The 26,587-nt window shown below is 50.2% G+C and carries 19 protein-coding genes, 1 tRNA gene and 1 pseudogene; 16 read left to right on the top strand and 5 right to left on the bottom strand.

What is annotated here, in order from left to right; all coding sequences use genetic code 11:
• The first annotated feature begins 133 nt into the window (after nucleotides 1–133).
• From HJG54_RS24970 to cas12k, 6 genes and pseudogenes are all read left to right on the top strand, one after another.
• Nucleotides 134–676, top strand: a complete 543-nt coding sequence (locus HJG54_RS24970) for a hypothetical protein (RefSeq protein ID WP_420717291.1) — start codon at nucleotides 134–136, stop codon at nucleotides 674–676.
• Nucleotides 677–1,312: 636 nt separating this feature from the next.
• A complete protein-coding gene (locus HJG54_RS24965) occupies nucleotides 1,313–1,912 on the top strand; it encodes a hypothetical protein (protein WP_316431924.1) in 600 nt (199 codons plus the stop codon).
• A gap of 54 nt (nucleotides 1,913–1,966) precedes the next feature.
• Nucleotides 1,967–2,452, top strand: coding sequence for a helix-turn-helix domain-containing protein (locus HJG54_RS24960; protein ID WP_316430114.1), 486 nt, complete (start codon nucleotides 1,967–1,969; stop codon nucleotides 2,450–2,452).
• Entirely contained in the window at nucleotides 2,413–2,997 is a 585-nt protein-coding gene (locus HJG54_RS24955; protein WP_316435597.1) for an IS630 family transposase, read from the top strand. Before HJG54_RS24960 ends, HJG54_RS24955 begins: the two co-directional genes overlap by 40 nt.
• On the top strand, nucleotides 2,937–3,395 hold the full coding sequence (locus tag HJG54_RS35560) for a Mu transposase C-terminal domain-containing protein (protein WP_420717290.1): 459 nt from the start codon (nucleotides 2,937–2,939) through the stop codon (nucleotides 3,393–3,395). The genes HJG54_RS24955 and HJG54_RS35560 overlap by 61 nt, the downstream gene beginning before the upstream one ends.
• Before the next feature lie 181 nt (nucleotides 3,396–3,576).
• Nucleotides 3,577–6,042 (top strand): annotated as a pseudogene (gene cas12k, locus HJG54_RS24950) (type V CRISPR-associated protein Cas12k).
• 1,492 nt (nucleotides 6,043–7,534) lie between these two features.
• Here the strand turns inward: cas12k and HJG54_RS24945 are convergent.
• Nucleotides 7,535–7,606: transfer RNA gene (locus tag HJG54_RS24945), tRNA-Cys, on the bottom strand.
• A 216-nt stretch (nucleotides 7,607–7,822) separates the two neighbouring features.
• Here HJG54_RS24945 and HJG54_RS24940 point away from each other — a divergent pair.
• The 6 genes from HJG54_RS24940 to HJG54_RS24915 all read left to right on the top strand — a co-directional run bounded on the left by HJG54_RS24940 (nucleotide 7,823) and on the right by HJG54_RS24915 (nucleotide 13,787).
• Nucleotides 7,823–8,191 carry a 2Fe-2S iron-sulfur cluster-binding protein gene (locus tag HJG54_RS24940; protein ID WP_035999470.1) on the top strand — a complete coding sequence of 123 codons (369 nt, stop codon included), beginning with the start codon at nucleotides 7,823–7,825 and terminating at the stop codon, nucleotides 8,189–8,191.
• A gap of 18 nt (nucleotides 8,192–8,209) precedes the next feature.
• On the top strand, nucleotides 8,210–9,046 hold the full coding sequence (locus HJG54_RS24935; protein ID WP_316431923.1) for an inositol monophosphatase family protein: 837 nt from the start codon (nucleotides 8,210–8,212) through the stop codon (nucleotides 9,044–9,046).
• A gap of 86 nt (nucleotides 9,047–9,132) precedes the next feature.
• A complete protein-coding gene (locus HJG54_RS24930) occupies nucleotides 9,133–10,089 on the top strand; it encodes a J domain-containing protein (RefSeq protein ID WP_316431922.1) in 957 nt (318 codons plus the stop codon).
• Nucleotides 10,089–11,312, top strand: coding sequence for an ATP phosphoribosyltransferase regulatory subunit (locus HJG54_RS24925; RefSeq protein ID WP_316431921.1), 1,224 nt, complete (start codon nucleotides 10,089–10,091; stop codon nucleotides 11,310–11,312). The genes HJG54_RS24930 and HJG54_RS24925 overlap by 1 nt, the downstream gene beginning before the upstream one ends.
• A 134-nt stretch (nucleotides 11,313–11,446) precedes the next feature.
• Nucleotides 11,447–11,794: a DUF2500 domain-containing protein gene (locus tag HJG54_RS24920; RefSeq protein ID WP_316431920.1), complete on the top strand. Its 348-nt coding sequence runs from the start codon at nucleotides 11,447–11,449 to the stop codon at nucleotides 11,792–11,794.
• A 265-nt stretch (nucleotides 11,795–12,059) separates the two neighbouring features.
• On the top strand, nucleotides 12,060–13,787 hold the full coding sequence (locus HJG54_RS24915; protein WP_316431919.1) for a succinate dehydrogenase/fumarate reductase flavoprotein subunit: 1,728 nt from the start codon (nucleotides 12,060–12,062) through the stop codon (nucleotides 13,785–13,787).
• A gap of 8 nt (nucleotides 13,788–13,795) precedes the next feature.
• Here HJG54_RS24915 and HJG54_RS24910 read toward each other — a convergent pair whose 3' ends face one another.
• Nucleotides 13,796–13,927, bottom strand: a complete 132-nt coding sequence (locus HJG54_RS24910; RefSeq protein ID WP_316431918.1) for a hypothetical protein — start codon at nucleotides 13,925–13,927, stop codon at nucleotides 13,796–13,798.
• A 183-nt stretch (nucleotides 13,928–14,110) separates the two neighbouring features.
• Between HJG54_RS24910 and psbA the strand changes: the two genes are divergently transcribed.
• Both psbA and HJG54_RS24900 read left to right on the top strand, forming a co-directional pair.
• Nucleotides 14,111–15,193, top strand: coding sequence for a photosystem II q(b) protein (psbA, locus tag HJG54_RS24905; protein ID WP_316431917.1), 1,083 nt, complete (start codon nucleotides 14,111–14,113; stop codon nucleotides 15,191–15,193).
• A gap of 167 nt (nucleotides 15,194–15,360) precedes the next feature.
• The gene (locus tag HJG54_RS24900; protein ID WP_316431916.1) at nucleotides 15,361–16,644 is read left to right on the top strand and encodes a YcjF family protein; all 1,284 of its coding nucleotides are present in this window, start codon (nucleotides 15,361–15,363) and stop codon (nucleotides 16,642–16,644) included.
• Between the two features lie 69 nt (nucleotides 16,645–16,713).
• Here the strand turns inward: HJG54_RS24900 and HJG54_RS24895 are convergent, their stop codons facing one another.
• The 3 genes from HJG54_RS24895 to HJG54_RS24885 form a co-directional block, all read right to left on the bottom strand.
• Complete coding sequence (locus HJG54_RS24895) at nucleotides 16,714–20,214, bottom strand: DNA polymerase III subunit alpha (RefSeq protein ID WP_316431915.1); 3,501 nt, start codon at nucleotides 20,212–20,214, stop codon at nucleotides 16,714–16,716.
• A gap of 235 nt (nucleotides 20,215–20,449) precedes the next feature.
• A complete protein-coding gene (locus HJG54_RS24890; RefSeq protein ID WP_316431914.1) occupies nucleotides 20,450–21,145 on the bottom strand; it encodes a response regulator transcription factor in 696 nt (231 codons plus the stop codon).
• Between the two features lie 31 nt (nucleotides 21,146–21,176).
• A complete protein-coding gene (locus HJG54_RS24885) occupies nucleotides 21,177–22,283 on the bottom strand; it encodes a sensor histidine kinase (RefSeq protein ID WP_316431913.1) in 1,107 nt (368 codons plus the stop codon).
• 419 nt (nucleotides 22,284–22,702) lie between these two features.
• Between HJG54_RS24885 and kdpA the strand changes: the two genes are divergently transcribed.
• Both kdpA and kdpB read left to right on the top strand, forming a co-directional pair.
• Nucleotides 22,703–24,400: a potassium-transporting ATPase subunit KdpA gene (gene kdpA, locus HJG54_RS24880; RefSeq protein ID WP_316431912.1), complete on the top strand. Its 1,698-nt coding sequence runs from the start codon at nucleotides 22,703–22,705 to the stop codon at nucleotides 24,398–24,400.
• A 111-nt stretch (nucleotides 24,401–24,511) separates the two neighbouring features.
• Nucleotides 24,512–26,569, top strand: coding sequence for a potassium-transporting ATPase subunit KdpB (gene kdpB, locus HJG54_RS24875; protein ID WP_420717399.1), 2,058 nt, complete (start codon nucleotides 24,512–24,514; stop codon nucleotides 26,567–26,569).
• Nucleotides 26,570–26,587: the final 18 nt, after the last annotated feature.

The raw sequence follows: 26,587 nt of genomic DNA, 5'->3' as shown, positions 1-26,587 counted from the left end.
TACGATGACGTTACATCGATGTAGACTAGCACTGATACTAAAAATCTTGAACCAAAGATCAATAAGACTTGTTATCGAAGAGTTAGGCATCCTTAAGAAAGGGAAAGGTACGGATTACGTAACTCGGCAGTACATGGGTAATTTAAAGAGAAAAGAAAATGGAATTATTGTACTTATTGCATATGGTGTTTTAAATGAAATCATTTTCCCGATTACATTTCGAGTTTTTAAACCTAGAGAACGACTTAAGCTAGGTGAGCAGTTCAAAGGTAAAACTCAACTAGCCATTGAGATAGTTGAATATTTGACTCAGCTTGGATTCAATACAGAAACCGTTTCGGTTGATGGTTTTCATGGTGAAGATCAAGCTACTTGTTTACAGGTATTTGAAGAAGAACTACGTTGCAACTATGTTTTAACCGTTTCTGGTAGCAACCGAGATTGGTTGAAGTGGAGACAAGCCTCCTGGGAAAACCACTGGATTGAACTCAGCGATGCCAATTCACGAGACTTCTTTATCCGTGATGGTTACTTCAAAGAAGGTTCATTGCGCTGCTGGCAGGTTAGCAGTATTCCTACAGATTTGTACTTTGGGGACGGTAGCTGGTCTCTGATTACAAATGTGTCTGATATCACGTATCAAAAAGCGTTTTATTTTTACCTTTTGCGTGAGTAGGTTGATTGTGCAACCAATTCACTCAGTGATTGGCTCGGTTGGTCAGACTTCCAAATGAAAAGTTTCGTTCAAATTGAGAGGTGGTGGGAGATAAGCATAAGTACTCACCTAATGCTGAGCCTTTATCCAAGTTACGCTCAACAACCGTCAAAACCTGATGTGCTTGATTGTAAATAATTGTGGCTGAACGTTGCTTCTGGTTCTCGGTTTCACCGTAGAAAAAACATAATCTTTATTTTCTAGCTATAGAAATAGTTTCAACTGCCCAAAGGCAAAAAGAGGAAGAGCAGATTATCACTACGTCATCTGCTTAACGTCGATAAAAACTTGATAGAAGAAAAACAGATTCAATTTAGCATCCTTATCTAAAGCAGCTTCACTAATTTAGTGATGGAGACTAGGATGATGTCATAGCTATTGGATTTGATAAATCATCTCTGTTGGCATCGACAATGCTAAATGAGCAGGATCCATGGAAGATAATATGTAGCCTGTTTTAGCCAGTTCACACAATTTGTAGAACTGGTCTAACTGCACTCTGCACCATTTAACGATCTCTATCAAAAAAACCGAGCAAATTCCTAGAATTTCTGCTCTACTTTACCTTGCTCTAAATTGCAACCTTCGGAGCATCTAATGAAACTTGAACCAGAAGATAAGGCTGAACAGAATGAATCTAGCGATCGCACACAAACTCCTATCAAAGTGCGACACTCACAAATTACCTTAAATAATGTCAGTAACGAGGTGTGGTGTTGCAATCTGGTTGAATTGCCTCAACAAACTAGAGATTGTTTTGGTGAATCAGCGGGGTATCCCATTCTCATCTCCCTGCATGATAGGTACTCAACAAACATGGGTGCAAAACTGACATCATCAATTTCGCCAGAAGCAATAGCTCTGACCTTACGGCAGGCGATCCTGCGTAAAGATGTGAAGGACGAAAGTTCATTACTGCACAAATGGACTGCATCTGGTCTTCCTAATCATTTAGTTATTGGTTGGACAGGAGATTTCTCACAGCTATTGAAATTGGGCAGCATCTTGGGAGTAAAAATTCATCGGGAAAATCCGTCATGGAGAATGGCCGGAGCAATCGAGTCATTTAATTGGCACATAATGCGCGCTGTTAAACATCTACGTGAGCTAGAGAAACAGAAAATAGGTTTGAATTTAGCAGGACTGGAACAACTCATCATCAGTTACCTTGTTGATCACTATAGGCATCCTAAATAGGATGTGAACAAATGGTAGGCTGAGGACGTGCCCCAAACTTTACCCCCTCAGCCGATGGAAACGCTCGAACAGTTCATTCAAAGTAACCCACCTCCGTTGGAACTCAAGCGTGCACTCGCTGTGCAGATGAGTCAAGGCGGTCACAGCTATCGGGAGATCCGTGACATTCTGCAAGTGTCGGTTGGCTTCATCACAGCTAGCCATCAACGCTACGAATGCTCAGGTGTGGAGGGACTGCGCTCCAACTATTGGGGCACCCAAGGCTATCTCGATTGTGAGCAGAAGCAAGCGTTGTTTCGGTGGCTCGACGGGCAGGATGCTTGGACACTCCAGGAGGTAATTGACCACATTGAGGATGAGTATGGGGTGGTCTACCAATCACTCCAGAGCTACTATGCCCTGCTCAGAGACGCTGGCTTCAGTTGGAAGAAGGCACAACCGGTTCACCCTGACAAGGATGAAACTCTGGTTCAGGAAAAAAAAGAGAACTTGAAGCGCTACTGGCAACGCATCAATCTGAGATCGCCGATGGACAATTAAGAGTTTTATTTCTCGACGAATGCCACCTGTTGTGGGGCGATATCAGTGGCTATGGGTGGAGCCGCCGCAAGCAACGGGTGGATGTGGAAGTCAAGTCTACCAAGCAACGACAGACCTACTATGGGGCATTGGATTATCTCACCAAGCAGTTTGTTGTCAAAGAGTACAGCGCAGGCAACGAAGAGAATACGGTTGCCTTCCTACAGTATCTCCAGTCTTTGTATGTTGAGAACACGCGCCTGGTGATTGTCTGGGATGGGGTGAGCTACCACCGCTCAAAGGTGGTGCAGGAATTTCTGGAGCAGACCAATGGAGGCTTACCGACTGAGGCGTGGAAGATTACCTGTATTCGCTTAGCCCCTAATGCACCTGAGCAGAATCCAGTTGAGGATGTTTGGTTACAAGCGAAGCAGTTTATTCGCAAGTATGCACGAATGTGTAGAAGATTTGGGTCGGTCAAGTTTCTGTTTCAATTGGTCACGCATTGTCAAACCTTTGCTTTCGCCAAGGCGTTTATGTACGGCTACTGTTCATCTCCTATCTAGGATGGCTGTATAATCAACAGAGTTTTTCAAAGGACCTACATCACACTCGAACTGAACGTTGGGAAGCTGGGTTAGTTAAATTTCCACCAGATGTTCCGCCAGAGCGATCGCTTGACATCTGTCTTCCTAGAACACTTAATCGCATTATTCAAAAAGGTGGTCAGCTTCGGTTTGAGGGGCAGAGTTACCGTGACGACTATTTATCGTCACATGCTGGGGAGAGCGTATTCCTCCGCTTTAACCCTTCTAACATTACGTCTGTTCTTGTTTATCAAGAGCAAGGGTATGAGGAACATTTTCTTGCACGGGCTTGTATCCAGAATTTCCATGAAGAAAGCCTTTCACTTGCTGATGCTAAGGCAATTCTGCGCCGCCGTCAGAAGCGCAGATCGCACTAGATACAAAATGTCTATTTCTAGGTTCTCACACAAACAGAAATATCTGTAGGAAAGCCACTTCTATTAGTTTAAGAGTTTGCAAGTGAAGTGCTGTATTCCCTACACAGCAGTACTTTGCATGTTCATTAATTCAATTGTTTTGCCTAAGCAATCCATTCTATGTGCTTGAGGTCATTTTGCCATGTCTATGAAAACAATTCAATCTGATTTGATTGTGCACCTTGATCCAAATCCAAGGAGTGGAAAAAAGAACTTGGATGATCTACCTAAATTTGATGCAGTTGCTTGGTGTCGTTTGTGTGAACGAGCATATCAGCATGCGCTCCTCATCGATCGAATCAGCGAGCAAATTAAACAGAATCCTGATGTCCTTATCTGGATATACGCAGCACAAAACGCTGAAGACCAAAATTCTGCGGATATGGATACCGAAACAGACACTGAACAAGGATACAGTTGGCTGCCAGATGGGTTGATCAGCGGATTATGCGCTCTCCTCAAAAATACTCCTCAATTTGAAGGTATGTCTGGGCGTGCCTACACCTCAGCTACCGATCGTGTAGAAGAAAACTTCAAAGGATGGTTTGCTAATCACCAGAAATTGATTTGCCAAATCAAAGGAAAACAACATTGGCTAACAGTTGTAGAAAGTGATGCCGAGTTAGCTGAGACCAATAACTTTAATCAATCTGAAATTGAAGATCAAGCTAAACAGATTTTGGCCGAGATAGAAGCAGACAACGAGTCTAAAGATGAATCAGTTAATAATCATCGTAGAGTATTTAACATCTTATTCGATAAGTTCGACGCGACCGAAGACATATTAAGCCGTCGGGCAATTATTCACCTTCTCAAAAATGGTGGAAAAGTTCGATGGGAACCGAAGAAATCTAGAAATCGCAAAAGTCAAAAGCATTCTTCCAATCCTATGACGCTTGAAGAACGCCTCGCAGCGAAGCGAATAGAGATTGCTCGTTTGGAGAAACAGTTGTTAAGCCAATTGCCCAGAGCCAGAAATCTTTTCCCTGATATAGCATTTGAAGAATCGCTACAGGCTCTGCTCACGTTGCCAGATCCAGACTTGGAGAGACATAACCAATACTATTTCTTGGTATTCTCACTTCTCATTCATGAGGAGAGTCTTGAGCAGAATACTCAGTTTCAATCGCATTTGCTCAAATCGATGAACCTTTTATGGGAGAAGCCAAATAGCCTTTGCTATTATCGTATTCTGATTTTTTCCTTTTTGTTCTACGCCATATCCACTCAGAAGTATCTTCAGTTTGGTCATCATCTACTTCGAGTCATCCAAGTTGAGGTAGAGCGGGTTGAATCTCAGTTTTACGATTGGCATGAGTCAATCACATTCAAATTGTCAAAGTTTTTAAGGGAGCCTAAGTCTTTACCGTACCCAATCAGCTTCGGTTATGAAGATGTTCGAGCATGGCAGATCAATCAAGCAGGGAAACTCTTCTTCAAACTCAATGGTTGGGGAGATTTGATTTTTGAGGTGCGTTGCCATCGCCGCCAATTGCCATTAATCAAATCCTTTCTCAAAGACTAGCAGACCAAGGAGCAGTGCCAAGAGGGAGATCAGTACTCAGGAAGCCTGATGCTACTAAGATCCATCGAATTGGTTTGGAAACCTAAACCGGTTAACAAACAGAATGATACTCAATTGTGCTCTCAGTGTGAGGTATTTCAGCAGTACTCAGGCAAGGGATTCTGGAACGAGTGCAAACTGTCAATTCATTGGTCCTATGATTCCGATGCTCTATCCAAGCAGGGCTTAGAAAAAATTCGACAGCGCAAACTGGAGCCTCAATTGGAGAAGTTGAGAAAGAAACAAGAGGAATTAGAGGAAAAGCAGCAACTTTTACAGAGCATAGAGGAAGTACCGGAAGCCCTTAGAAGTAAAGCCCAGTCCAAAAAGATGAGATCTCTAACAAAGGCAATTCAGGAGCTTCAAGATGATTTGGCAAAACCGCGTCCAAAGCTAGACTGCCTACAAAATTCCCTCTTGTTTGATCGTCCCGATCGCCCACTTTATGAAGGTGTTCCCAATATCTTTGTCGGTGTTCTTCTGGATCTCGATAAACACTTAGTCGTTACTGTTGTAGATGCAATGCGCCGTAAAATCCTAGCGATTCGGAATGCTAGCAGTATTTCAAAGGAGGGATACGATCTACTACAAAGCTATTTTCATCAGCGGCGAGAACATTCCAAGCAACGACAAATAGACCAGAAAGCACATCGGCCTGTCCACCAGACGGAATCCAATTTGGGTCAGCACGTAGCTCGCCTGTTTGCTAAAGGGATAGTTGAGTTAGCACAAAAGTACAAAGCCAGCACGATCGTGATACCGGAAACGGATGGATGGCGCGATCGCTTATACAGCCAACTAGTAGCGAGAGCTGCAATTAAGTGCAAAGGTGTTAAAAAAGCGATGGCGGTGTACACCAAAAAGCATGGTGAGAAGCTACACCAATGGGATTACAGCCGATTGAGCCAAGCAATTATCGATCGTGCCATAGCGGATGGGTTGAAGGTGATGCGGCAAAATACTGTGTATGAAGAAGATGCCTTTCAGCAAGCAGCGAATCTTGCGATCGCAGCTTACGATTCGTTAAATCCGAGCGAGACGTAGCCAGGTTTCTGCTGCAATACATTACACTGAATATAGTGCGCCGATGCATATGCACTATAAGTGATTTACGCTTTTTAGTGTCTCTATGCTGAAGTTAGTATCTGGATGTTGAAGTCAGTGTTTAGATACTAAAGTATGGGGAGCTTTTCCCGCAAGGGATACTTTCGACCCCCTGTAGCTGCCCGCTCTTGGTAGGGTGCCCTGACACCCGCCTCATTACATCAATGTAATGACTGTCTGGGCTAATGAGAGAAGATTAGGGTAACAGGTTCACGACCTACTTCAATCATAGTCTGTGCAACCCAGATAAGTGAGTATGATCCGCAAGGAGCTAAACACCTTTAGCAGAACGGTTCTTCCGAGTTGTTAAGGGTAGGGCATGGTTCTCCAAGGTGGCTACGAATTCTTCTCGATATTTTGGCAAATCGGAGCGGGAGTTATATTCCCAGTACCTTTGCCAATTCCTAATTCCTGAGTCGCTGTAGGTTTCACGATCGTTGCTGCTTATTTAACCCTTTATTTAGGGGCAAAAATGACGCAAAAACGCAGCTTTGCCAAAACAAAGTCTGAAACTGTTGTGCGCTAATGGTTTTAGTTGTCAAGGGGTCGCAATACCCGATTTGGCACGGGACAGAATGAAAGGATTTTCCAGGTTTTGGTGCGCGTGCGGATCGCAAAAGTCGCAATACCCGATTTGGCACGGGACAGAATGAAAGTTGCATCACGTTCTATCAAGGCAAGGAACAGATTGGAGTCGCAATACCCGATTTGGCACGGGACAGAATGAAAGTTAGTGGAATCCACGCGATCGCGTCATCAAATGGGACGTCGCAATGCCCGACTTGGCGCGGGATAGAATGAAAGAGCGAGAAGCCTAAGCTGGAACCGTTATTCTCTAAGGAGTTGCAATACCAAGTTTGGCTTGGAATGGAATGAAAGAACCGGTCGGGATATTAGTTCTTCGTAGGTTGCTTCTGGTTACAATGTCGGGTTTAGCATTGAGACGGAATGAAAGAGCGGAGATGTCTTCTGTCTCAACCTCTGATGAACATTGTTGTAATGCCCGATTTGGCGTGAAGTTAAATAATCTCGCTACAATTAGACTCATCGAGAAGGATGAAAGAGGCAGGGGTCTGCAAATCTCTGTAAATGTCTAGAAACGAAATAACAAAGGCTGATTTAGAAGCATTCAGCGCTTAAGTTTGGTCTTGAGCGCACTTTTTTGTGGATTGCGAGATGCTTAAACTAGACGTATTACGTTTTGCTGAAAGTCCCGTTTAACACGCCGCTAGCAATTCTGCTCTGCTGCTAAGAGTAATCAAAGATAAGCAATTAGCGACATTAGCGTGCGAAAAGCAGTAAAAGATGATTTTAGCGACACTAACGTGCGACTCTCGACATGTTAGTCAAAAAAACGCCGAAAACGACATGATCGTGCGACGAGCGACATTTATCGTGCGACTGTACAACAGTACAGTACACAAACAGAAAAAGGCGGCACCCAGATTCGAACTGGGGAATGGAGGTTTTGCAGACCTCTGCCTTACCACTTGGCTATGCCGCCGCTCTAGATAACGCAAAAGTACAAATGCGTCTTGCCAATTATATCACTCAGGATAGCAACAACAGCAATTTCATCTAGCTAAAATTATTGAGTTTTTCCACTGAGCAGCTCAAATCAGGCTCCTCAAGGTTCTATCATAGGCTTTGGGTTGTTTAAGTAATTTGAGTAACTAAAAGTTTGAGTAAGTTTGAGTTAGAAGTAGCTCGATAAAACGCAATGACGCAGGTTTATACAGTTCAAATTCACAATCGCCAAAAAGCGACGCACCATGTCATCCAGGTTCCCGACGACCGCTATGTTCTGCACAGTGCCGAAAGTCAGGGGGTAGAGTTGCCGTTTGCCTGTCGGAATGGGGCTTGTACAACCTGCGCGGTGCGCGTGCTGTCGGGCAAAATTGACCAGCCGGAAGCAATGGGGCTATCGCCCAAACTGCGCGATGCCGGCTACGCACTTCTATGCGTCAGCTATGCCTGCTCTGATCTGGCAGTGGAAACTCAGGACGAAGACGAAGTGTACGAACTCCAGTTTGGCCGCCACTTTGGCAAAGGCAAGGTGCGGCAGGGCTTGCCGTTGGATGAGGAGTAAATTCAGTAGAGAATTTTCATGCTTCCTGCTGCTCACGAACTTCAGCGTTTTCTAGATATTGCTACCGAAGCGGCTCTGGCCGGAGGCGGAGTGTTGCAGGCTTATGCTGGTAAGGTCGAGGCGATTGAGAAGGGGCGGCCCGGAGATTTGCTGACCGAGGCCGACCAGGCGGCAGAAGCGGCGATTTTGGCAGTGATTCGGCGGCATTTCCCAGAGCATGGGGTGTTGGCAGAAGAGTCGGGGCGAATGGGTGCAACAGCGAGTGAATTTGTCTGGGCAATTGATCCTCTGGATGGCACCACGAATTACGCCCATCAGTATCCGTTTTACGCCACCTCGGTGGGGCTGCTAGTGCATGGTGTGCCCTGTGTGGGCGTGGTGTTTGTGCCGTTTTTGCAGGAGTTATTTCGAGCGGCGCATGGGTTGGGGGCAACGCGCAACCGCCAGCCGATTCGGGTGTCTCAGACGGCGGCACTGGCTCAAAGCTTACTGGTGACTGGATTTGCCTATGACCGGCGCGAAACGCCAGATAATAACTACGCTGAGTTTTGTCATCTAACTCACCTGACCCAGGGAGTGCGGCGGGGCGGGGCAGCGTCAGTGGATTTGGCCTATGTCGCCTGTGGGCGGCTGGACGGATATTGGGAGCGGGGACTCTCGGCTTGGGATATGGCCGCCGGAGTTGTTATAGTCGAAGAGGCTGGCGGCAGGGTGACGGCTTACGATCAGGGTGCGTTTGAGATTGGCTCTGGGCGGATTTTAGCCACGAATGGCCTGATTCACTCGGCGCTGAGCCGGGAACTGCTACGGGTTAAACCGTTGCCAAACGATAGTTTACCTGGCCATTCAGGTTAGGTTGGTAAAAATACTTAATTTTTCAGTTAGGCAGAGTAGACTAGAGGGAATCCTCCAGACGTGGAGCGCGTGGGAATAAGAGCAGCATGTCTTTCAAGATTGAGCAAGGGTTGTTTAACTTAGACTTCACCGACTACCACGCCATTTTAGGTGTGCCGGTTGATGCTGAAATCAAGGATATTCGCAAGCGCTATTTGGGAATTGCCCGTCGTCTCCATCCCGATAGCGGTTCTGCCGACAATGAAGCCGATCGCCAGCGGGCTGCCGAATATCTGTCGAAGCTGGTGAATCCGGCCTATGAAAAGCTGTCTCAGGAGAAAAACTACAGCGAGTATACCTTGCTATTGCGCCTGAAGGGGCAGCAAGCCCTCAAACAGCAGGAAACCGTGGTCCTGACTAGCGATTCGGCCCGTCAGGTCGCAGCCGCGAGTGATGTTGAGAATAGCTACAGAATTGCCCTGAAGCAGCTCAGCGAGCAACAGTATCAGCAGCTCGACAAAACCTTAGAAATTATTGGCTTGATTAGCGAGCTGAATTTGGTCTACCTGATGCGGAAGGAAAGCCGGGGTGAGGCTGTGGGGGCAGCTCGCAAGCCAGCTTCTGGACCAGCATCGGGGAGTCCGACTCGTCCGACAGCTCCCAAAGCGCCAAACCCGTCGCCTCCACCTTCTCGAGAAACGTTGGTTGCGGCTTATCTACGGCGGGCGCAAGAATTTGAGACGAAGCAAGACTTTCCCAGAGCGATCCTGGAACTGCGGGATGCGCTGAAGATGGACCCTACCAACAGTACCTGCCATAGCCGCTTGGGCGTGATCTATCTCAAAACCAATCAGGCGACGATGGCGAAAATCCATTTCAACAAAGCGTTGGAGTTGAATCCCCAAGATGCGGTAGCCTTGGAAGGTAAACGCAGAGTAGAGGGTCCAAACGCTAAGGCAGCCAGTAAACCCGATGGCAAAGGCGGCAAAGCGGCTTCTAGAGGCGGCCAGTCTGACACCAAGGGCGGCGGGCTGTTTGGCCTGTTTGGCAACAAGAAGAAGTAATGGTTTACCAACCTCCCGTTGGGGCAAGAGATCTATTTCCGTTAGATGTAGCTCAAAAGCGTTGGATCGAGGAACGCCTACAGCAGGTGTTTCACGGTTGGGGCTATCATCGCATCATCACGTCAACCCTGGAACGACTCGATACCTTAATGGCTGGAGGCGCGATTCAGCCCGCAACGGTGATTCAACTGCAAGACCGAGAAGGCGAGTTTTTGGGACTGCGCCCGGAGTTAACGGCCTCGATTGCTAGAGCGGCGGTGACTCGCTTAGCCAATGCTTCCTATCCGCAGCGGCTCTACTACAATGCCAATGTGTTTCGTCGAGCCGAGCGGGATACGCGCCAGCACGAGTTCTATCAGGCCGGGGTGGAACTGTTGGGGGCCGGCAGCGTGGCGGCAGATGCGGAAATTTTGCTGCTGTTATTTAATTGCTTGCATAGTTTGGGACTGGACGACAGTGCCGTAATTCTAGGCGAAGCGGGCCTGACCCGGTCATTGCTGTCAGCGTTTCCGGCAGCTATACGCTCGGCAGTCCGGCAGGCGATTGCCCATCTCGACCGGATTGCCCTAGAAAGTTTGCCACTGTCCTCTGACCTGCGGGATTTAGCTCTGATACTGCTGGATCTGCGCGGTCAGCCGATGGATGTGCTGCAACAGGTGGCTCAACTGGAATTGGAGGACGAGCAACGCGCCACGGTGAACCGCCTCAAGGCGTTGATTGACCTGCTCCAAACCAGCCAAGCGCAGCAACACTGGCCGTTCCCGACGCTAGTGCTGGATCTGAGCCTGATCCAAACCTTTGACTACTACACCGGGATTGTGTTTGAGGCGGTTAGTGCCAGCGGGCAGCGGGTATTGGGGCAGGGAGGCCGCTATGACCAGCTTTTGGGACTGTATCACCCCAAGGGGGAAAGTCAGCCTGGAATTGGATTCGTGCTCAATATCGAAGAACTGCATCAGGTGCTGCTACCCACCGGACGCCTGCCCGCCCAAACTCCGCCGAGCGATTGGCTTGTGGTGCCCACCAGCCCAGAAGCCCACGCTGCCGCCTTCACCTATGCCCAAACGATTCGCGATTCGGCCCATCTGGTGCGGGTTGAGGTAGAACTCACTCGAACCAGTCCAGACGAAATTTGCGCCTATGCCCGCCATCGCCAAATCAAGCAGATTGCCTGGGTGAATGCCGCCGGAGTCCCAGAAATTGAAACTCTTTCAGCCCCCTAAATCCCCATTCTGGGGGACTTTTAGAAACTAAAATACCTTATGCTTAAGAGTTCGCTGAAGTCTAAAAATCTAGATTTTCAGCTGTGAACTGAGAAGATCGGTACGGATTCACAGAACAATCGGCGAGAGAATCCATGAAGCCATTTCCTGTCTTAATTGTGGCCCTGATGATTGGGCTGGCCGGGTTTGCCCTCAGCAGAAGCTTGCTGGAGTGGCAGGCCAATAATCAGCAGCCGGTAGTTTCCGTAGCTGCTGAGGTCGTCGCCAAACGAACCGATGTCCGAGGTAGAGGCTCCGCCGATAGCGGTCTAACCCGCACCTACTACTACGGCACCTTTGAAGATCAAACCGGTATCCGACGCGAGTTTCGCCTCTCCGGACAAGAATACGGCCAGCTAGCCGAAGGCGACAAAGGCATCCTCACCTACCAAGGCAGCCGCTACCACAGCTTTCAGCGCCGCTCCAGTCCTACCCTCCCCTAAGGTCGAAAGCTAAGCAAGCATCCAGCTAAATCACAGCCCTACTCGACTGACAAATCTTTTACTGTGGCGGTTGTAGACGCGTAGCAGCTGCTTGAGTAACCGCTGCGATCTAACCCAGTCGGCGACTCGGCTGAGCTTTATCGAACCCCCTCACCCCTCACCCCTCACCCCTCCACCCTTTCTAAAGAAGTTCCCCGCTTTCCAGCAACTCCCCTGTCATCTACGTCAGGATAGAAACATCGGAGAACACAAAAGAAGGCGAATCATGATTCAGCATGATGTTGTAATTGTGGGCGGTGGCTTGGCCGGTACGCGAGCCGCGGTGGAGATTGCCCGGATCGATCCGCGCCTGAGTGTGGCAGTTGTTGCCAAAACCCACCCAATTCGGTCCCACTCGGTAGCGGCCCAGGGCGGCATGGCAGCGACGCTAAAAAACGTGGATGCAGAGGATTCTTGGGAAGCCCATGCGTTTGATACGGTGAAAGGCTCAGATTATTTGGCCGATCAGGATGCGGTGGAAATCCTCACGAAAGAAGCCCCGGATGTGGTGATCGATCTGGAGCATATGGGCGTGCTGTTTTCCCGCTTGCCCGATGGCCGGATTGCTCAACGTGCCTTTGGCGGCCATTCCCACAAGCGCACCTGCTACGCGGCAGACAAGACCGGACACGCGATTCTGCACGAACTGGTGAATAACCTACGGCGCTACGGCGTGCAGATCTACGACGAATGGTACGTGATGCGGCTGATTCTGGAAGACGGCCAAGCCAAGGGACTGGTGATGTTCCGTATTCGGGATGGCGAAATGCAGGTCGTGCGAGCCAAGGCGATCATGTTTGCCACCGGCGGCTATGGGCGAGTTTACAATACCACCTCCAACGACTTTGCCTCGACCGGCGATGGCCTGGCAATGACGGCAGCGGCAGGCTTGCCCCTAGAAGACATGGAATTTGTCCAGTTTCACCCTACGGGTTTGTATCCGGCAGGGGTGCTGATCTCAGAAGCCGTGCGGGGCGAAGGGGCCTATTTAATCAACAGCGAAGGCGAACGGTTTATGGAACGCTATGCCCCAAGCCGGATGGAGTTGGCACCACGCGACATCACCTCTAGAGCAATTGCGCGGGAAATTCGGGCCGGACGCGGAATTCACCCCGATGGCACTGCGGGTGGATCGTTTGTCTATCTAGACGTGCGCCACTTGGGACGGGAGAAAATTATGAGCCGAATTCCCTTTGCCTGGGAGGAATCCCATCGCTTGGCGGGGGTGGATGCAGTACATGAGCCGATTCCGGTTCGTCCCACAGTGCATTACTCGATGGGCGGCATTCCGGTGAATACCGACGGGCAGGTGCGCAGCAGTCCAGAGGGGTTGGTGGAAGGCTTTTTTGCCGCAGGGGAAACGGCCTGTGTCTCAGTGCATGGAGCCAATCGCCTCGGCAGTAATTCGCTGCTGGAATGTGTGGTATACGGACGCCGCACCGGAGCCACAATTGCCCACTATGTGCAAAATCGCAAGTTTCCGGAAATTAACGAGCAGCAGTATCTCAACCAGGCGAAACAGCAGGTGCAGTCCCTGATCGACCAGCCCGGACAATACCGGATCGCCAAAGTTCGCCAAGCGTTTCAAGACTGCATGACTGAATATTGCGGCGTGTTTCGCACCGAGGAGCTGATGCAGCAAGGCTTAGCCCAACTGCAAGCGATCCGGCAGCAGGCCCAGCAAATCTATCTCGATGACAAAGGCCAGATCTTCAACACCGAGCTAATCGAAGCCTTTGAACTGCAAAGTTTGCTGACGGTGGGGGAAATTATCCTAACTAGCGCTCTGAACCGCAAAGAGAGCCGGGGTGCCCATTCTCGCGAAGACTTCCCTGACCGGGACGATACCGATTTCCTGAAGCACACGCTGGCCTACTACTCACCCGCCGGCATCGAGATTCGCTATTTGCCTGTTACAATCACCCAGTTTCAACCTCAGGAGCGCAAGTACTAGGCTACTAGTCAAGCTAGAAACTGAATCGGTTCCAGCACATAGGTGGATTGGCTATATGGCTGACCCACCTTTTGCTGATTCATCCATGCAATGGCTCTCAAATCCCAGTCCAGACTTTTCTCCTCACCCCCTACTTCCATCCCCTCTATCCAGAACCATAAGTTTTTACTCAGATGAAAATTAATATTTAGCAATATTTCTATGAGCATTTGCTTTCATTATTCTTTACAAAAGTCAACGAAGTGTCTAATATAACTATTACGGTAAGTTAATCAACTTACTGCCAAGTAAATTCTGAAGTTTATTAAGCACTCATCGGAATTATGACAACAACACTACAGCGGCGCGAAAGCGCCAACCTGTGGGAGCAGTTTTGCAACTGGGTCACCTCCACCGACAACCGCCTCTACATCGGCTGGTTCGGCGTGCTGATGGTCCCCACCCTCTTGACTGCTACCATCTGCTACATCATCGCCTTCATCGCCGCCCCTCCGGTAGACATCGATGGCATCCGCGAACCCGTGGCTGGCTCCTTGATGTATGGCAACAACATCATCTCCGGCGCTGTGGTACCCAGCAGCAATGCGATTGGTCTGCACTTCTACCCGATCTGGGAAGCTGCTTCGCTGGATGAGTGGCTCTACAATGGCGGTCCTTACCAGCTGATTGTGTTCCACTTCCTGATTGGCGTGTTCTGCTACATGGGTCGGGAGTGGGAGTTGAGCTACCGCTTGGGCATGCGGCCTTGGATCTGCGTGGCCTACTCGGCTCCGGTAGCTGCAGCGACTGCAGTATTCCTGATCTACCCGATTGGACAAGGGTCCTTCTCGGATGGCATGCCTCTGGGCATCAGCGGCACCTTCAACTTCATGTTCGTGTTCCAGGCAGAGCACAACATTCTGATGCACCCGTTCCACATGCTGGGTGTGGCTGGTGTGTTCGGTGGTTCGCTGTTCTCGGCGATGCACGGTAGCTTGGTGACGTCGTCGCTGGTGCGTGAGACGACCGAGACCGAGTCGCAGAACTATGGCTACAAGTTTGGTCAAGAGGAAGAGACCTACAACATCGTGGCAGCGCACGGCTACTTTGGGCGGTTGATCTTCCAATATGCCAGCTTCAACAACAGCCGCAGCTTGCACTTCCTCTTGGGAGCGTGGCCGGTAGTGGGCATCTGGTTCACGGCGCTGGGCATCAGCACGATGGCGTTCAACCTGAATGGGTTCAACTTCAACCAGAGTGTGTTGGATAGTCAAGGGCGAGTGGTGAACACGTGGGCGGATGTGCTGAACCGTGCGAACCTGGGGATGGAAGTGATGCATGAGCGGAATGCGCACAACTTCCCGTTGGATTTGGCAGCAGGTGAAGCGACTCCGGTAGCCCTGACGGCTCCTGCTATCAATGGCTAATTCTGTCTCAGCTTTAGTCTAGGTGAATCCCCCCGATTGGGGGGATTTTTGCGTTTTAAACAGTCTGGAAAGTAACTTAGCGACAGGCGTCCTGTGCGGGCATCTGCACTTTAGGGCAAGCAGATTAATCTTTTACAATACAAACGTCCCTGACGAGGAACAGATCCATGCCTGAGCCTCACAACGCTGAACCGAATTCCCAACCGCATCCCGATTGGAAACAGCAGATTACGAGCTTACTCAAAGACGCCTCTAGTGGTTTACGCAAAGCGCTGCCGCTGGAACCAATGGCGAAGACTATCACTGGGTGGCTCAGCATTGATGAAGCTCAGGTGGCTAATATTCTGGCTACGGTCCGAGCTGAACTGCCCACCACTGAAGCGCTGCTGATCGGTAAACCGCAGGCCGGTAAAAGCTCGATTGTGCGGGGGCTAACCGGCGTTTCGGCAGAGATTGTCGGTCAGGGCTTTCGTCCCCACACCCAGCACATGCAGCGCTATGCCTATCCGTCTGAAGATTTGCCGCTGCTCGTGTTCACCGATACGGTGGGTTTGGGGGATGTCACTCAGGAAACAGAGGCAATCATCCAAGAGTTAATTGGCGACCTGAAGCAGTCTAGCCAGCGGGCTAGAGTGTTGATTCTAACGGTGAAAATTAACGACTTTGCGGTCGATACGTTGCGTCACATTGCTCAACAACTGCGGCGGCAATATCCCCAGATTCCCTGTTTGCTGGCCGTCACCTGTTTGCATGAGGTTTACCCCAGCAGCATGGTTGATCACCCAGCGTATCCGCCCGATTTGCCCGACGTCGAGCGTGCCTTTGCGGCGCAGCAACAAGCCTTTGCCGGACTCTATGATCGAGCAGTGTTAATCGACTTTACGTTAGAAGAGGACGACTACCACCCGGTTTTTTATGGCCTAGAAGCATTGCGGGACAATCTCGCCGAGTTGCTGCCAGAGGCCGAAGCCCGCGCGATTCATCAGCTCTTGGATGAAGGTGTGGGTAAGCAGTTGGGCAACCTGTATCGAGATGTGGGACGGCGCTATATGACGGCGTTTTCTGTGATGGCCGCAACATTAGCAGCCGTGCCTTTGCCATTTGCTACGATGCCCGTTTTGACAGCATTACAAGTCTCGATGGTGGGTCTGCTGGGGAAACTCTACGGCCAGACGCTGTCGCCTTCTCAAGCAGGAGGCATTGTCAGCGCGATCGCCGGGGGCTTCCTGGCTCAAGCGATCGGTCGAGAGCTGATCAAGTTTCTGCCTGGATTTGGCAGTGTGATCGCAGCATCTTGGGCCGCGGCCTACACTTGGGCACTTGGAGAAGCCGCCTGTGTTTATTTTGGCGATCTGCTAGGCGGCAAGAATCCCGATCCGCAGCAAATTCAGCAGGTAATGCGCGAGTCATTTCAGACGGCGAAAGAACGTTTTAAGGGAATTAAGCGGTAGGGACAAGAAGAGCGAAGCATTCGAGGTATCGCCATCACCTGCGCTAAGCTGAAGCAAGGCTTGCCAACCCTATCCTCCAATCAACGAAGTCGCCTTCGCCTCAAACCCAGCTCGCAGCAGAGCGTTAACGGCAGTCTGATCGTTCTGCACCCGAAACTGAGCACCCAACCGCACGATTTCCCGCCGATTTTGACCCGATACAACGGCAATCACCGGAATTTTGCCGCTTTCATCCTCGCCGCGTTGCTCTAGCAGAATCGTGCGTAAACCATGCTGTTTGGTAATGTCACCCGCAGTCCGGGCATCGAGTTCTACCAGCACCATGCGCACGGCTTCGATCGGTTCCGCATCTTCGATCACAAACTGGCTGCGATCATCCCGCCGGTCCACCTTGCCCCAAATCATCAGCCGCGTATCTACCTGAATGTGCTGGCTGATGCGCTCGTAGAACTTGGGAAAAATCACCGCTTCGGCTTGTCCGGTCAGGTCTTCGATTTGCACCACCGCCATCCGGTCGCCCCGTTTGGTGACAATCGGCTTGATGCTGTTGATCATGACAATCGCGCTCAGGGTCATGTTGTCGGGCTTGTCGGCCAAGTCGCTGAGGTTGATCGGGGCCAACATGCGAGCCACGGACTGGACGGTTTTGAGCGGGTGATCGGAAATATAGAATCCCAGCAGGTCTTTTTCCAGCTTCAGTTTTTCCTGAGGCGGATAGTCGGGAACCGGAGGCGTTTTGGGAGCAGTTTCAAAGCCGTTGGTGTCGGAGCTGGCGTTATCGCTGCTGCCAAATAAATCAAATAAGCTGCCCTGCCCAACTGCCCGGTCTCTGGCGCGGGACTGTGCCCATTCCAGCACGGGTTCTAGGTCATGCATCAACTGGTTACGGTTGGGGTCGAGGCCATCAAGGGCACCGCACTGAATCAAGGCTTCTAGGGCACGCCGGTTGACGGTGCGGGGGTCAATCCGGTCGCACAGGTCGGCTAGTGAGGTGAATTTGCCGCCGGTTTCTCGCGCTGCCAAAATATTCTCAATCGCGCCTTCACCGACGTTGCGCACTGCCGATAATCCGAACAAAATGCTGTCTTGCAGCGGCGTAAAGTCTACCCCGGAGCGGTTGATGTCGGGCGGTTCAACTTGGATGCCCATGCTCATACAGGTAGCAATGTATTTCTGCACTTTATCCTGATCCCCGCTGTTGGCCGTCAGCAAGGCCGCCATGTATTCGACTGGGTAGTTGGCTTTCAGATAAGCGGTTTGGTAGGTGACATAGCCATAGGCAGTGGAATGGGATTTGTTGAAGCAATATTCAGCGAACTTAAGCATCTGATCAAACAATTCTTCAGCAATCTTGGCTTTGATACCATTTTTGGCAGAACCTTCAACAAAGATTGCCTGATGTTTTTTCATCTCTTCTGGTTTCTTCTTACCCATGGCACGGCGCAATAAATCGGCTTGGCCCAGCGAATATCCTGCCAAGTCTTGCGCCATTCGCATAATCTGCTCTTGATAGCACAATACACCATAGGTTTCTTGAAGAATTGGTTCTAGCAACGGATGCTGAAACTCGATCCTTTCTCGTCCGTGCTTTCGATTGATAAACAGCGGAATCAATCCTGCATCAAGCGGCCCCGGTCGATACAGCGCCAGAATTGAAGAAATATCTTCTAAGTTAGACGGCTTCAACTCCCGCACAATTTGCCGCATTCCGGATGATTCAAGCTGGAAGATACCTTCGAGTTCGCCTCTGGCCAGCAGTTCATAGGACTTGGGATCGTCTAACGGCAATCGATCTAAATCCAGCTTGATTTGATGAGTTTGTGCCACCAGATCCACAGTTTTCTGGATCATCGTCAGGTTTTTCAGGCCCAGAAAGTCCATCTTCAGCAAACCCAGCGATTCGATGTCCTCCATAAAGTACTGGGTAAACACCGCTCCGTCCGCGTTGCGCTGCAAGGGAACCACCTCATCCAATGGCTGAGCCGAAATCACCACCCCGGCAGCGTGAATGCCTACACTCTTGTTGGTGCCTTCGATCCGCATTGCCATATCCATCCAGTGGCGTACCTTCGGGTCATTGTCGTATTTTTCCTTGAACTCCGGGGCAGGCGTTTGCTCCGACACCATCACCGCCAGCTTCGTGGGTTTACCGCGCACCACCGGGATCAGTTTCGCCATCCGGTCCGATTCGGCATAGGGAATATCCAGCACCCGCGCCACATCTTTCAGCACCGCCTTTGAGGTCATACGGTTGTAAGTGATGATCTGCGCCACCCGGTCATTGCCGTACTTTTCGGTGACATACTGAATTACTTCCTCTCGCCGCTCGATGCAGAAGTCGGTGTCAATATCAGGCATCGACTTGCGTTCCGGATTCAAGAACCGCTCGAACAGCAGCCCATGGTGCACTGGGTCAATGTTGGTGATGCGCAGGGCATAGGCCACCAGCGAACCCGCCGCCGAACCGCGCCCCGGACCCACCGGAATGCCATTGTCCCTGGCGAACTTGATGTAGTCCCACACCACCAGAAAGTAGGCATCAAAGCCCATCTGGTGCATCATTTCCAGCTCGTACTCTAGCCGTTCCCGATAGCGGGGTTCTACTTCTTCGTAGGACTGAAGATTAAAGCGTTCAATTAAGCCCTGGCGCGTTACGGCCTCCAGATAGCTGGACAGGGTGTATCCCTCCGGCACCGGATAATCGGGAATGCGCGGTTCGCCCAGAATCTGGTATGGCTCTACTTTGTCGGCCACGGCTAGCGTGTTGGCAATTGCTTCCTGGATCACATCGTCAGTCAGGTGGTCGCGGAACAACCAGCTCATTTCTTCAGCGGACTTGAGGTATTCGGTGCCGCTGTAGCGCAGGCGTTTGTCTTCGGTAATCAGCTTGCCGGTCTGGATGCAAAGCAGGGCATCGTGGGCTTCTACGTCGTAACAGGAAATGTAGTGGGAATCGTTGGTGCAAATAATCTGGATGTCTAGCTCTCTGGCGATCCGCACTAGCTCCACATTGACGATGCGGTCTTCTTGGGAGCCGTGGTCTTGCAGTTCGATGTAGTAGTCTTCGCCGAACAAATCCTTATACCACTGGGCCACCCGGCGGGCGATTTCCGGCTTACCCTGCATGATCGCCTGCGGGACTTCTCCGGCCAGACAGCCGCTGGTGACAATCAAGCCGTCATGGTACTGCTCGATCAGCTCTTTGTTGATGCAGGGCCGTGAAAAAATCCCTTTGCCCTGGACGCCTTGCAGATGGGAAATCGTGGTCAGCTTCACCAAGTTCTTGTAGCCTTGGGTATTTTTAGCCAGCACGATCTGATGGTAGCGGGGTCGGCGCTCTTGCTTGGTGATGTCGCCATTGATGATGTACATTTCGTTGCCGATGATCGGCTTGACGCCTTTGGCCTCACATACCTTCAGCAGCTCGATCGCCCCATACATGACGCCATGATCCGTCAGGGCAATGGCTGGCATCCCCAGTTCCACCGCCCGATCGATCAGCTGGGGCAGTTGGCTAGCTCCATCCAGCAGGCTGTAGTCGCTATGAATATGTAGACCGACAAAGGACATGATGATTCCCAAACCAAACGGCTGAGATTTAGAGTAGCGGATTCTGTCTACTATATCTAGATGATTCGCGGCTAATTTTGCAAATTGACCTCTATCTATAGCGCTAGTCGAACGGTTAAAAGGATGTCCTAGTGCGCTTGTGCTCTGGCCTCCTCAGTACTAATGTATCAAGTGGTAGTAATAAATTGTAATGATGGAGCAGATCGAAGCGGTTGCTTGAAAGTGATGTTGATAGTCAGTACTCTGATTGGGAGTTGGGAAGTAACTGTTGGTCGATCAGATGGTTTTGAAGCGCGATGACGGCGGCCTGCGTTCGGTCGCGAACCTCTAGTTTTTGCAGGATGGCATGGACATGAACTCGCACGGTTCCTGGGGCAATGTAAAGCATCTGGGCAATTTCTTGATTCGTTTTACCGGCGGCAATCAGGGCCAGGATTTCCTGTTCGCGGCGGGTGAGAACGACCGTCGGTTGATCTGCTTTGCTCGTCGCACCGGAATTGGCTTCAAAGGCGGCCCGAATTTCAGTTGTGGCCGTGGCATCCCACCAGGAAGCTCCAGCCGCCACGGATTGGATTGCGAGAATCAGGGTTTGCGAGGGGGCACCTTTCAGACAATAGCCCTGGGCACCCACCTCAATGATGCGGTTGATCAAGGCTTTTTGCGTATGGGAGGTCAGCACTAGAATCGGTAGAGTCGGGCACAACTGCCGGATCTGCCGACAGGCTTCGACGCCACCCAGTCCCGGTAAACCAATATCCAAAATCACAATGTTAAGCGCATGACGTTTGACCATTTCGATGGCTGTTTCCCCATCTTCAGCTTCGGCTACAACTTCTAGTCCATTTTCCTTTTCCAACCGGACATGCAGACCGAGACGAAAAAGTTCATCGTCCTCGACGAGCAAAATTTTTAGGGGTTGGTCGTGGAGCATGGGGTAGGAGTCAGGAGTCGGGAGTCGGGAGTCAAGAGTTGGGAGGTACTTGCAAATTTGATCCAGAGTAGGGAAGAGATGGAAGGCGAAACGCGAAAATCGCGCCAGTCGGGTGACGATTCTCTGCCCAAATTGTACCGCCGTGTGCTTCAACTATCTGCCGAGATAGATAAAGCCCCAAGCCAGATCCTTTGGCCTGACGATCGCTTTGTCCTTGATAAAACCGTTCAAATAGATGCGAGAGTTCCTCTGGTCTGATGCCTGCGCCATCATCTGCGACTTTGATTGTTTGATAGGAGGAGCCAGTTTCCATAATCACATCAACTTTTCCACCACGAGGTGAATGGTTGATCGCATTAGTCAGGAGGTTTGCCAAAACGCGCTGAAGCTGAAATTCATCTCCGTATACCCAGAGAAACTTACGAAAATCTGATGCTCCATAATGGCAAGAAATATGAACTCGCCGACCTGCAGCCAGATCGATCAAGGTTTTGGCGACTTCTTCTACAACTCTGACTAAATCAACAGGTGCGAGATGCAGCGGGAGTCCCTCGTTGTCGTTCCGGTAAACGTCCAAAATTGTTTCTACCATTTGCAGCGTATTTTTATGACTGCGAATTATGGTTGCCAGAACGGTTTCCTGGGTAGACTGAACCACGCCGAAGCTGCCTTGTTGAAAAGCTTTTAGGGTTTCAATGGCTCCTAGTAGAGGAGTTTTTAGATCATGGGTGAGGGTGGAAGTAAAGTCTTCTCGTACATTTGCCAACTTTTCCTGTGCTTCTAATTTAGCTTGTTGCTGTAGTACGGTTTGTTGATATAGCCGATTGCGATCGCTCAGCACTCCCGTCACAATCAGAGCTAATGTTGCAATGACGCGACTGGCAATCGTCGGTGCTTTAACGGTTTCAATTCCCGGCAGCCAGACATTCAGCAGGGTGAGAATACAGGCAACCCAGGTGGCTTGAAAAGTGATTTTTCGGCTGAGGTGAGCACTCGCTAGCAAAATTGGACCAATGTAGAGATAGCCAAATACATAATCAGGTGGAGTTGAGAATTCCAGGGAGAACACGACGGCAAAGAGTCCTACCACTAACCAGAATATTCTCGAACGCCAAGTTTTTTGCTGGTCCCTAGTCATTGGTCATTAATCATTAATCATGGGTCATGAGTTACTGATTGTTAGTTGGTGGTAGGGGCAGCCATCCATGCATGGTAAATAACAAACGACGGACCAACTAACCTACCTTAAACTATAGTCTGTCAAGCGGTTTAGATGCAGATTTATAGCTGCAGGTATAGAACCTGCCTAAACACTCCCTAAACATTTCGTAAACATACCTCTGAAGGATTATATTCATCATCCAGAAAGTTGGATAAACGCCGCTGTATACCTTGTTATTCCTAAATTAAAGTTTCACTATCAAAAGGTAGTAGTTACTTGTCATTGGTTATGTACCATTTTTGATTAGCCGTCTGTGATTTCTAGTTATGAATCGCTAACCCTCGCTAACCAATACTCAATCACCAATGATCAGGTATTAGAATTCAACAAAAACTATGTTGCAAGGATGGATTCAAATTGCACTGACGCTACTGATTGTGGTAGCAATTACGCCTTTCTTTGGTCGATACATAGCTCGCGTGTTTCTGGGACAGAGCACCATCCTCGATCCAGTTTTGAACCCGATTGAGCGATTTCTCTATGCCTCGATGGGAGTGCGGGCCAAGGAGGACATGACGGGCTGGCAGTATGCGCGGGCCGTGCTTTACAGCAATGCGGTTATGCTGGTGTTTATTTTCCTGATTTTTATGCTGCAGGGAGTGCTTCCGTTTAACCCTACCGGTTTAGGCGCTCCTAGCTGGGATTTGGCTCTGCATACGGCCATCTCGTTTGTTACGAATACGAATCAGCAGCATTATTCGGGCGAAGTTACCTTTAGCTATTTCAGTCAGTTTGCGGCCTTGGGATTTATGATGTTCACTTCGGCTGCAACCGGGATTGCGGTAGCGATTGCCTTTATTCGCGGCCTGACTGGCAGACCTCTGGGTAACTTTTACGTGGATCTAACCCAATCGATTACGCGAATTTTGCTGCCAATTAGTCTGGTGGGGGCGATGATTTTCATGGCGGCTGGTATTCCAGAAACCTTAGCCGGTCCAGTGGTGGTTCCCACGCTAGACGATCCAGGAATTAGTCAGGCGATCGCACGCGGTCCAGTAGCTCACTACGAGATTATCAAAGAGCTAGGTGAGAATGGTGGCGGTTTCTTTGGAATTAATTCTGCCCATCCATTGGAAAACCCAAACGGACTAACCAATTTAATCCAGCTCGTTGCCATACTTTCGATTCCCTCGTCGCTGATCATCACCTATGGCATCTTTGCGAATAATCTCAAACAAGCTTGGTTAATCTACTGTATTCCGTTTGCAATTTTGGTGGGATTTATCATCCTGACGGCAATGGGCGAATATCAGGGTAATCCCGCAGTGAACGCATTGCTGAGCGTGGAGCAGGCTCCCAATTTAGAAGGGAAAGAAGTCCGGTTTGGTTGGGCGCAGTCGGCTCTCTATGCTGTGTTTACAACGGCTAGTATGTGTGGTGCAGTCAATAGTATGCATGATTCGTTCATGCCGAATGGCGGTTTTGCCACCTTGTCTAATATGTTCCTGCAAATTGTATTTGGTGGACAGGGAACGGGAACGGCCTATCTATTTGCCTACCTGATCCTGGCGGTGTTTGTCACAGGTTTGATGGTCGGACGAACGCCCGAATTTCTAGGACGCAAAATCGAGAAACGGGAAGTGGTGCTTGCCAGTTTTCTAATTTTACTGGTGCATCCGATTGCTATTTTGATTCCCAGTGCGTTCACCCTGGCGATGCCTGAGCTTTCAGGAATCAGTAATCCGGGCTTTCACGGCTTGTCTCAGGTGATTTACGAGTATACTTCTGCGGCGGCCAACAATGGTTCTGGCTTCGAGGGCTTGGGAGATGCCACACTCTGGTGGAACTTAACGGCTAGCTTTAGTCTGCTGGCAGGACGTTATGTGCCGATCGTGGCGTTGCTGCTGTTGGCAGATAGTATGTCGCGCAAACAGCCCGTTCCACCTACAACAGGGACCCTACGAACCGATACTGGCCTGTTCACTTGGGTGACGGCTGGCGTGATTTTGATCCTAGGTGCCTTGGAGTTTTTTCCAGCCTTGGCCTTGGGGCCGATTGCAGAAGCCTTTCAAATTGCTAGAGGAATTGGGTAATTTATGACATCGATGAATCATTCTCCTAAGCCGGACGGCAGAGTACGCGAACGAGCCTATCGGGTCCCATCAGGAACCCGAGATTCACGCCGCCACACCCCTAAAGTCGAAATGCAAGGGCTATATCAGCGGGCAATTAAGGCAGCGTTTGTCAAACTTGACCCCCGGATTCAGGTCAGAAATCCCGTCATGTTTGTGGTCTGGGTGGGCACGATCGTTACATTGCTACTGACCATTGATCCAAATTTATTCGGTCCGCTACAAGCTGATGTTAACCAGCAACGACTACTGAATGGATTGATCACGTTTATTTTGTTTTTCACAATTGTCTTCGCAAACTTTGCAGAAGCGGTTGCAGAAGGACGAGGTAAGGCTCAAGCCGATGCGCTCCGCTCAACCCGAACTGATACGATCGCCAAGAAAATTCTGCCCAATGGTTCGATTCAAGAAATCAACTCAACCGAACTGCGGCGGGGCGATCAGGTGAGGGTCGTTGCTGGAGACATGATTCCTGCTGATGGGGAGGTGATTAGCGGACTTGGTTCGGTCGATGAATCGGCCATCACCGGGGAATCGGCTCCGGTTCTGAAACAACCAGGCACGGATATTGCCAGTTCAGTTACGGGTGGAACTCGCTTGCTGTCTGATGAATTAACAATCAGAATTACAGCCGATCCAGGACAGGGCTTTATCGACCGCATGATTGCCTTGGTCGAAGGGGCAGAACGCACCAAAACGCCCAACGAAATTGCCCTAACAGTACTGCTGGCCGTGCTGACGCTGGTGTTTCTAATTGTGGTAGCCAATATTCCACCGCTAGCTAACTACATTGCTGGCTTTTTAACTGAAACGATTGGAGCACAAGCCGGAGCAGATCTGAGAAACGGAGCCAGCGTTGCCATTATGATCTCGCTGCTGGTAGCCCTGATTCCTACCACAATTGGGGGATTGCTGAGCGCCATCGGCATTGCTGGGATGGATCGGGTGGCTCAGTTCAATGTAATTGCCACCTCTGGACGAGCTGTAGAAGCCTGTGGCGATATCAATACACTGGTTCTGGATAAGACCGGCACGATTACATTGGGCAACCGCTTAGCGGCTGAATTCATCCCGGTCAACGGCCATACCCTGGAAGAAGTAGCTCAGGCGGCGCTGAATGCTAGCGTGTTTGATGAAACGCCGGAAGGTCGCTCGATTGTGACCTTGGCAGAGCGATCGGGTGCGAAGCCGAGTTTCGATCCCAATCTGGCTGAAGGCATCGAATTTTCTGCCCGCACCCGCATGAGCGGTACCGATCTGGATAGCCAAGAGATTCGCAAAGGCGCGGTAGATGCGATCAAAGGATTTGTGCGCTCCAGAGGCGGTTACGTCCCGAATGCGTTAGATGAAGCTTACGAACGAGTATCTCGCTTGGGTGGCACACCGCTTGCCATCTGCCAAAACGATGACATCTATGGCGTGATCTATCTCAAGGATACGGTGAAACCCGGGCTACGCGAACGGTTTGATCAACTGCGGCGCATGGGTGTTCGCACCATTATGCTGACTGGCGACAACCGCATCACCGCAGCGGTGATTGCGCAAGAGGCAGGAGTGGATGACTTTATTGCCGAAGCTACTCCGGAAGACAAGATTGATGTCATCCGCACTGAACAGGCTCAAGGCAAACTGGTGGCCATGACTGGAGACGGCACCAATGACGCTCCAGCTCTAGCACAGGCGAACGTCGGTTTGGCGATGAACTCTGGAACTCAGGCGGCCAAAGAAGCGGCCAACATGGTCGATCTAGACTCGGATCCCACCAAGTTGATCGATCTGGTGACGATCGGCAAACAGCTATTGATTACTCGCGGTGCTCTTACCACTTTCTCGGTTGCTAACGACATCGCCAAATACTTTGCCATCATTCCAACTATCTTTGCCGCTGCAGGAATCGGAGCGCTCAACATTATGGGATTAAAGAGTGCCAACTCTGCAATCATTTCCGCCCTGATCTACAATGCGCTGATTATTTTAGTGTTGATTCCGCTCGCTCTTCGCGGCGTGCAGTTTAGACCCCTGACTGCCGATCAACTATTGCGGCGCAATATTCTGATCTACGGTGTGGGCGGTGTGATTGCACCATTTGTTGCGATCAAGTTGATTGATGTGATTCTGCCATTCTCTTAAGCGGGCAAATGAGCTATG

Source organism: Leptolyngbya sp. NK1-12 (genome assembly GCF_032598965.1).
Taxonomy (GTDB): domain Bacteria; phylum Cyanobacteriota; class Cyanobacteriia; order Elainellales; family Elainellaceae; genus Elainella.
The sequence above is the reverse complement of the archived record's forward strand: the minus strand, read 5'-3'. Positions and strand labels throughout refer to the sequence as shown.

What these genes read in the sequence shown, in the direction of transcription:
- HJG54_RS24970 (WP_420717291.1), top strand. Translation starts at nt 134, where the DNA reads ATGGGTAATTTAAAGAGAAAAGAAAATGGAATTATTGTACTTATTGCA.
- HJG54_RS24965 (WP_316431924.1), top strand. Translation starts at nt 1,313, where the DNA reads ATGAAACTTGAACCAGAAGATAAGGCTGAACAGAATGAATCTAGCGAT.
- HJG54_RS24960 (WP_316430114.1), top strand. Translation starts at nt 1,967, where the DNA reads ATGGAAACGCTCGAACAGTTCATTCAAAGTAACCCACCTCCGTTGGAA.
- HJG54_RS24940 (WP_035999470.1), top strand. Translation starts at nt 7,823, where the DNA reads ATGACGCAGGTTTATACAGTTCAAATTCACAATCGCCAAAAAGCGACG.
- HJG54_RS24935 (WP_316431923.1), top strand. Translation starts at nt 8,210, where the DNA reads ATGCTTCCTGCTGCTCACGAACTTCAGCGTTTTCTAGATATTGCTACC.
- HJG54_RS24930 (WP_316431922.1), top strand. Translation starts at nt 9,133, where the DNA reads ATGTCTTTCAAGATTGAGCAAGGGTTGTTTAACTTAGACTTCACCGAC.
- HJG54_RS24925 (WP_316431921.1), top strand. Translation starts at nt 10,089, where the DNA reads ATGGTTTACCAACCTCCCGTTGGGGCAAGAGATCTATTTCCGTTAGAT.
- HJG54_RS24920 (WP_316431920.1), top strand. Translation starts at nt 11,447, where the DNA reads ATGAAGCCATTTCCTGTCTTAATTGTGGCCCTGATGATTGGGCTGGCC.
- HJG54_RS24915 (WP_316431919.1), top strand. Translation starts at nt 12,060, where the DNA reads ATGATTCAGCATGATGTTGTAATTGTGGGCGGTGGCTTGGCCGGTACG.
- HJG54_RS24910 (WP_316431918.1), bottom strand. Translation starts at nt 13,927, where the DNA reads ATGGAAGTAGGGGGTGAGGAGAAAAGTCTGGACTGGGATTTGAGAGCC.
- psbA (WP_316431917.1), top strand. Translation starts at nt 14,111, where the DNA reads ATGACAACAACACTACAGCGGCGCGAAAGCGCCAACCTGTGGGAGCAG.
- HJG54_RS24900 (WP_316431916.1), top strand. Translation starts at nt 15,361, where the DNA reads ATGCCTGAGCCTCACAACGCTGAACCGAATTCCCAACCGCATCCCGAT.
- HJG54_RS24895 (WP_316431915.1), bottom strand. Translation starts at nt 20,214, where the DNA reads ATGTCCTTTGTCGGTCTACATATTCATAGCGACTACAGCCTGCTGGAT.
- HJG54_RS24890 (WP_316431914.1), bottom strand. Translation starts at nt 21,145, where the DNA reads ATGCTCCACGACCAACCCCTAAAAATTTTGCTCGTCGAGGACGATGAA.
- HJG54_RS24885 (WP_316431913.1), bottom strand. Translation starts at nt 22,283, where the DNA reads ATGACTAGGGACCAGCAAAAAACTTGGCGTTCGAGAATATTCTGGTTA.
- kdpA (WP_316431912.1), top strand. Translation starts at nt 22,703, where the DNA reads ATGTTGCAAGGATGGATTCAAATTGCACTGACGCTACTGATTGTGGTA.
- kdpB (WP_420717399.1), top strand. Translation starts at nt 24,512, where the DNA reads ATGCAAGGGCTATATCAGCGGGCAATTAAGGCAGCGTTTGTCAAACTT.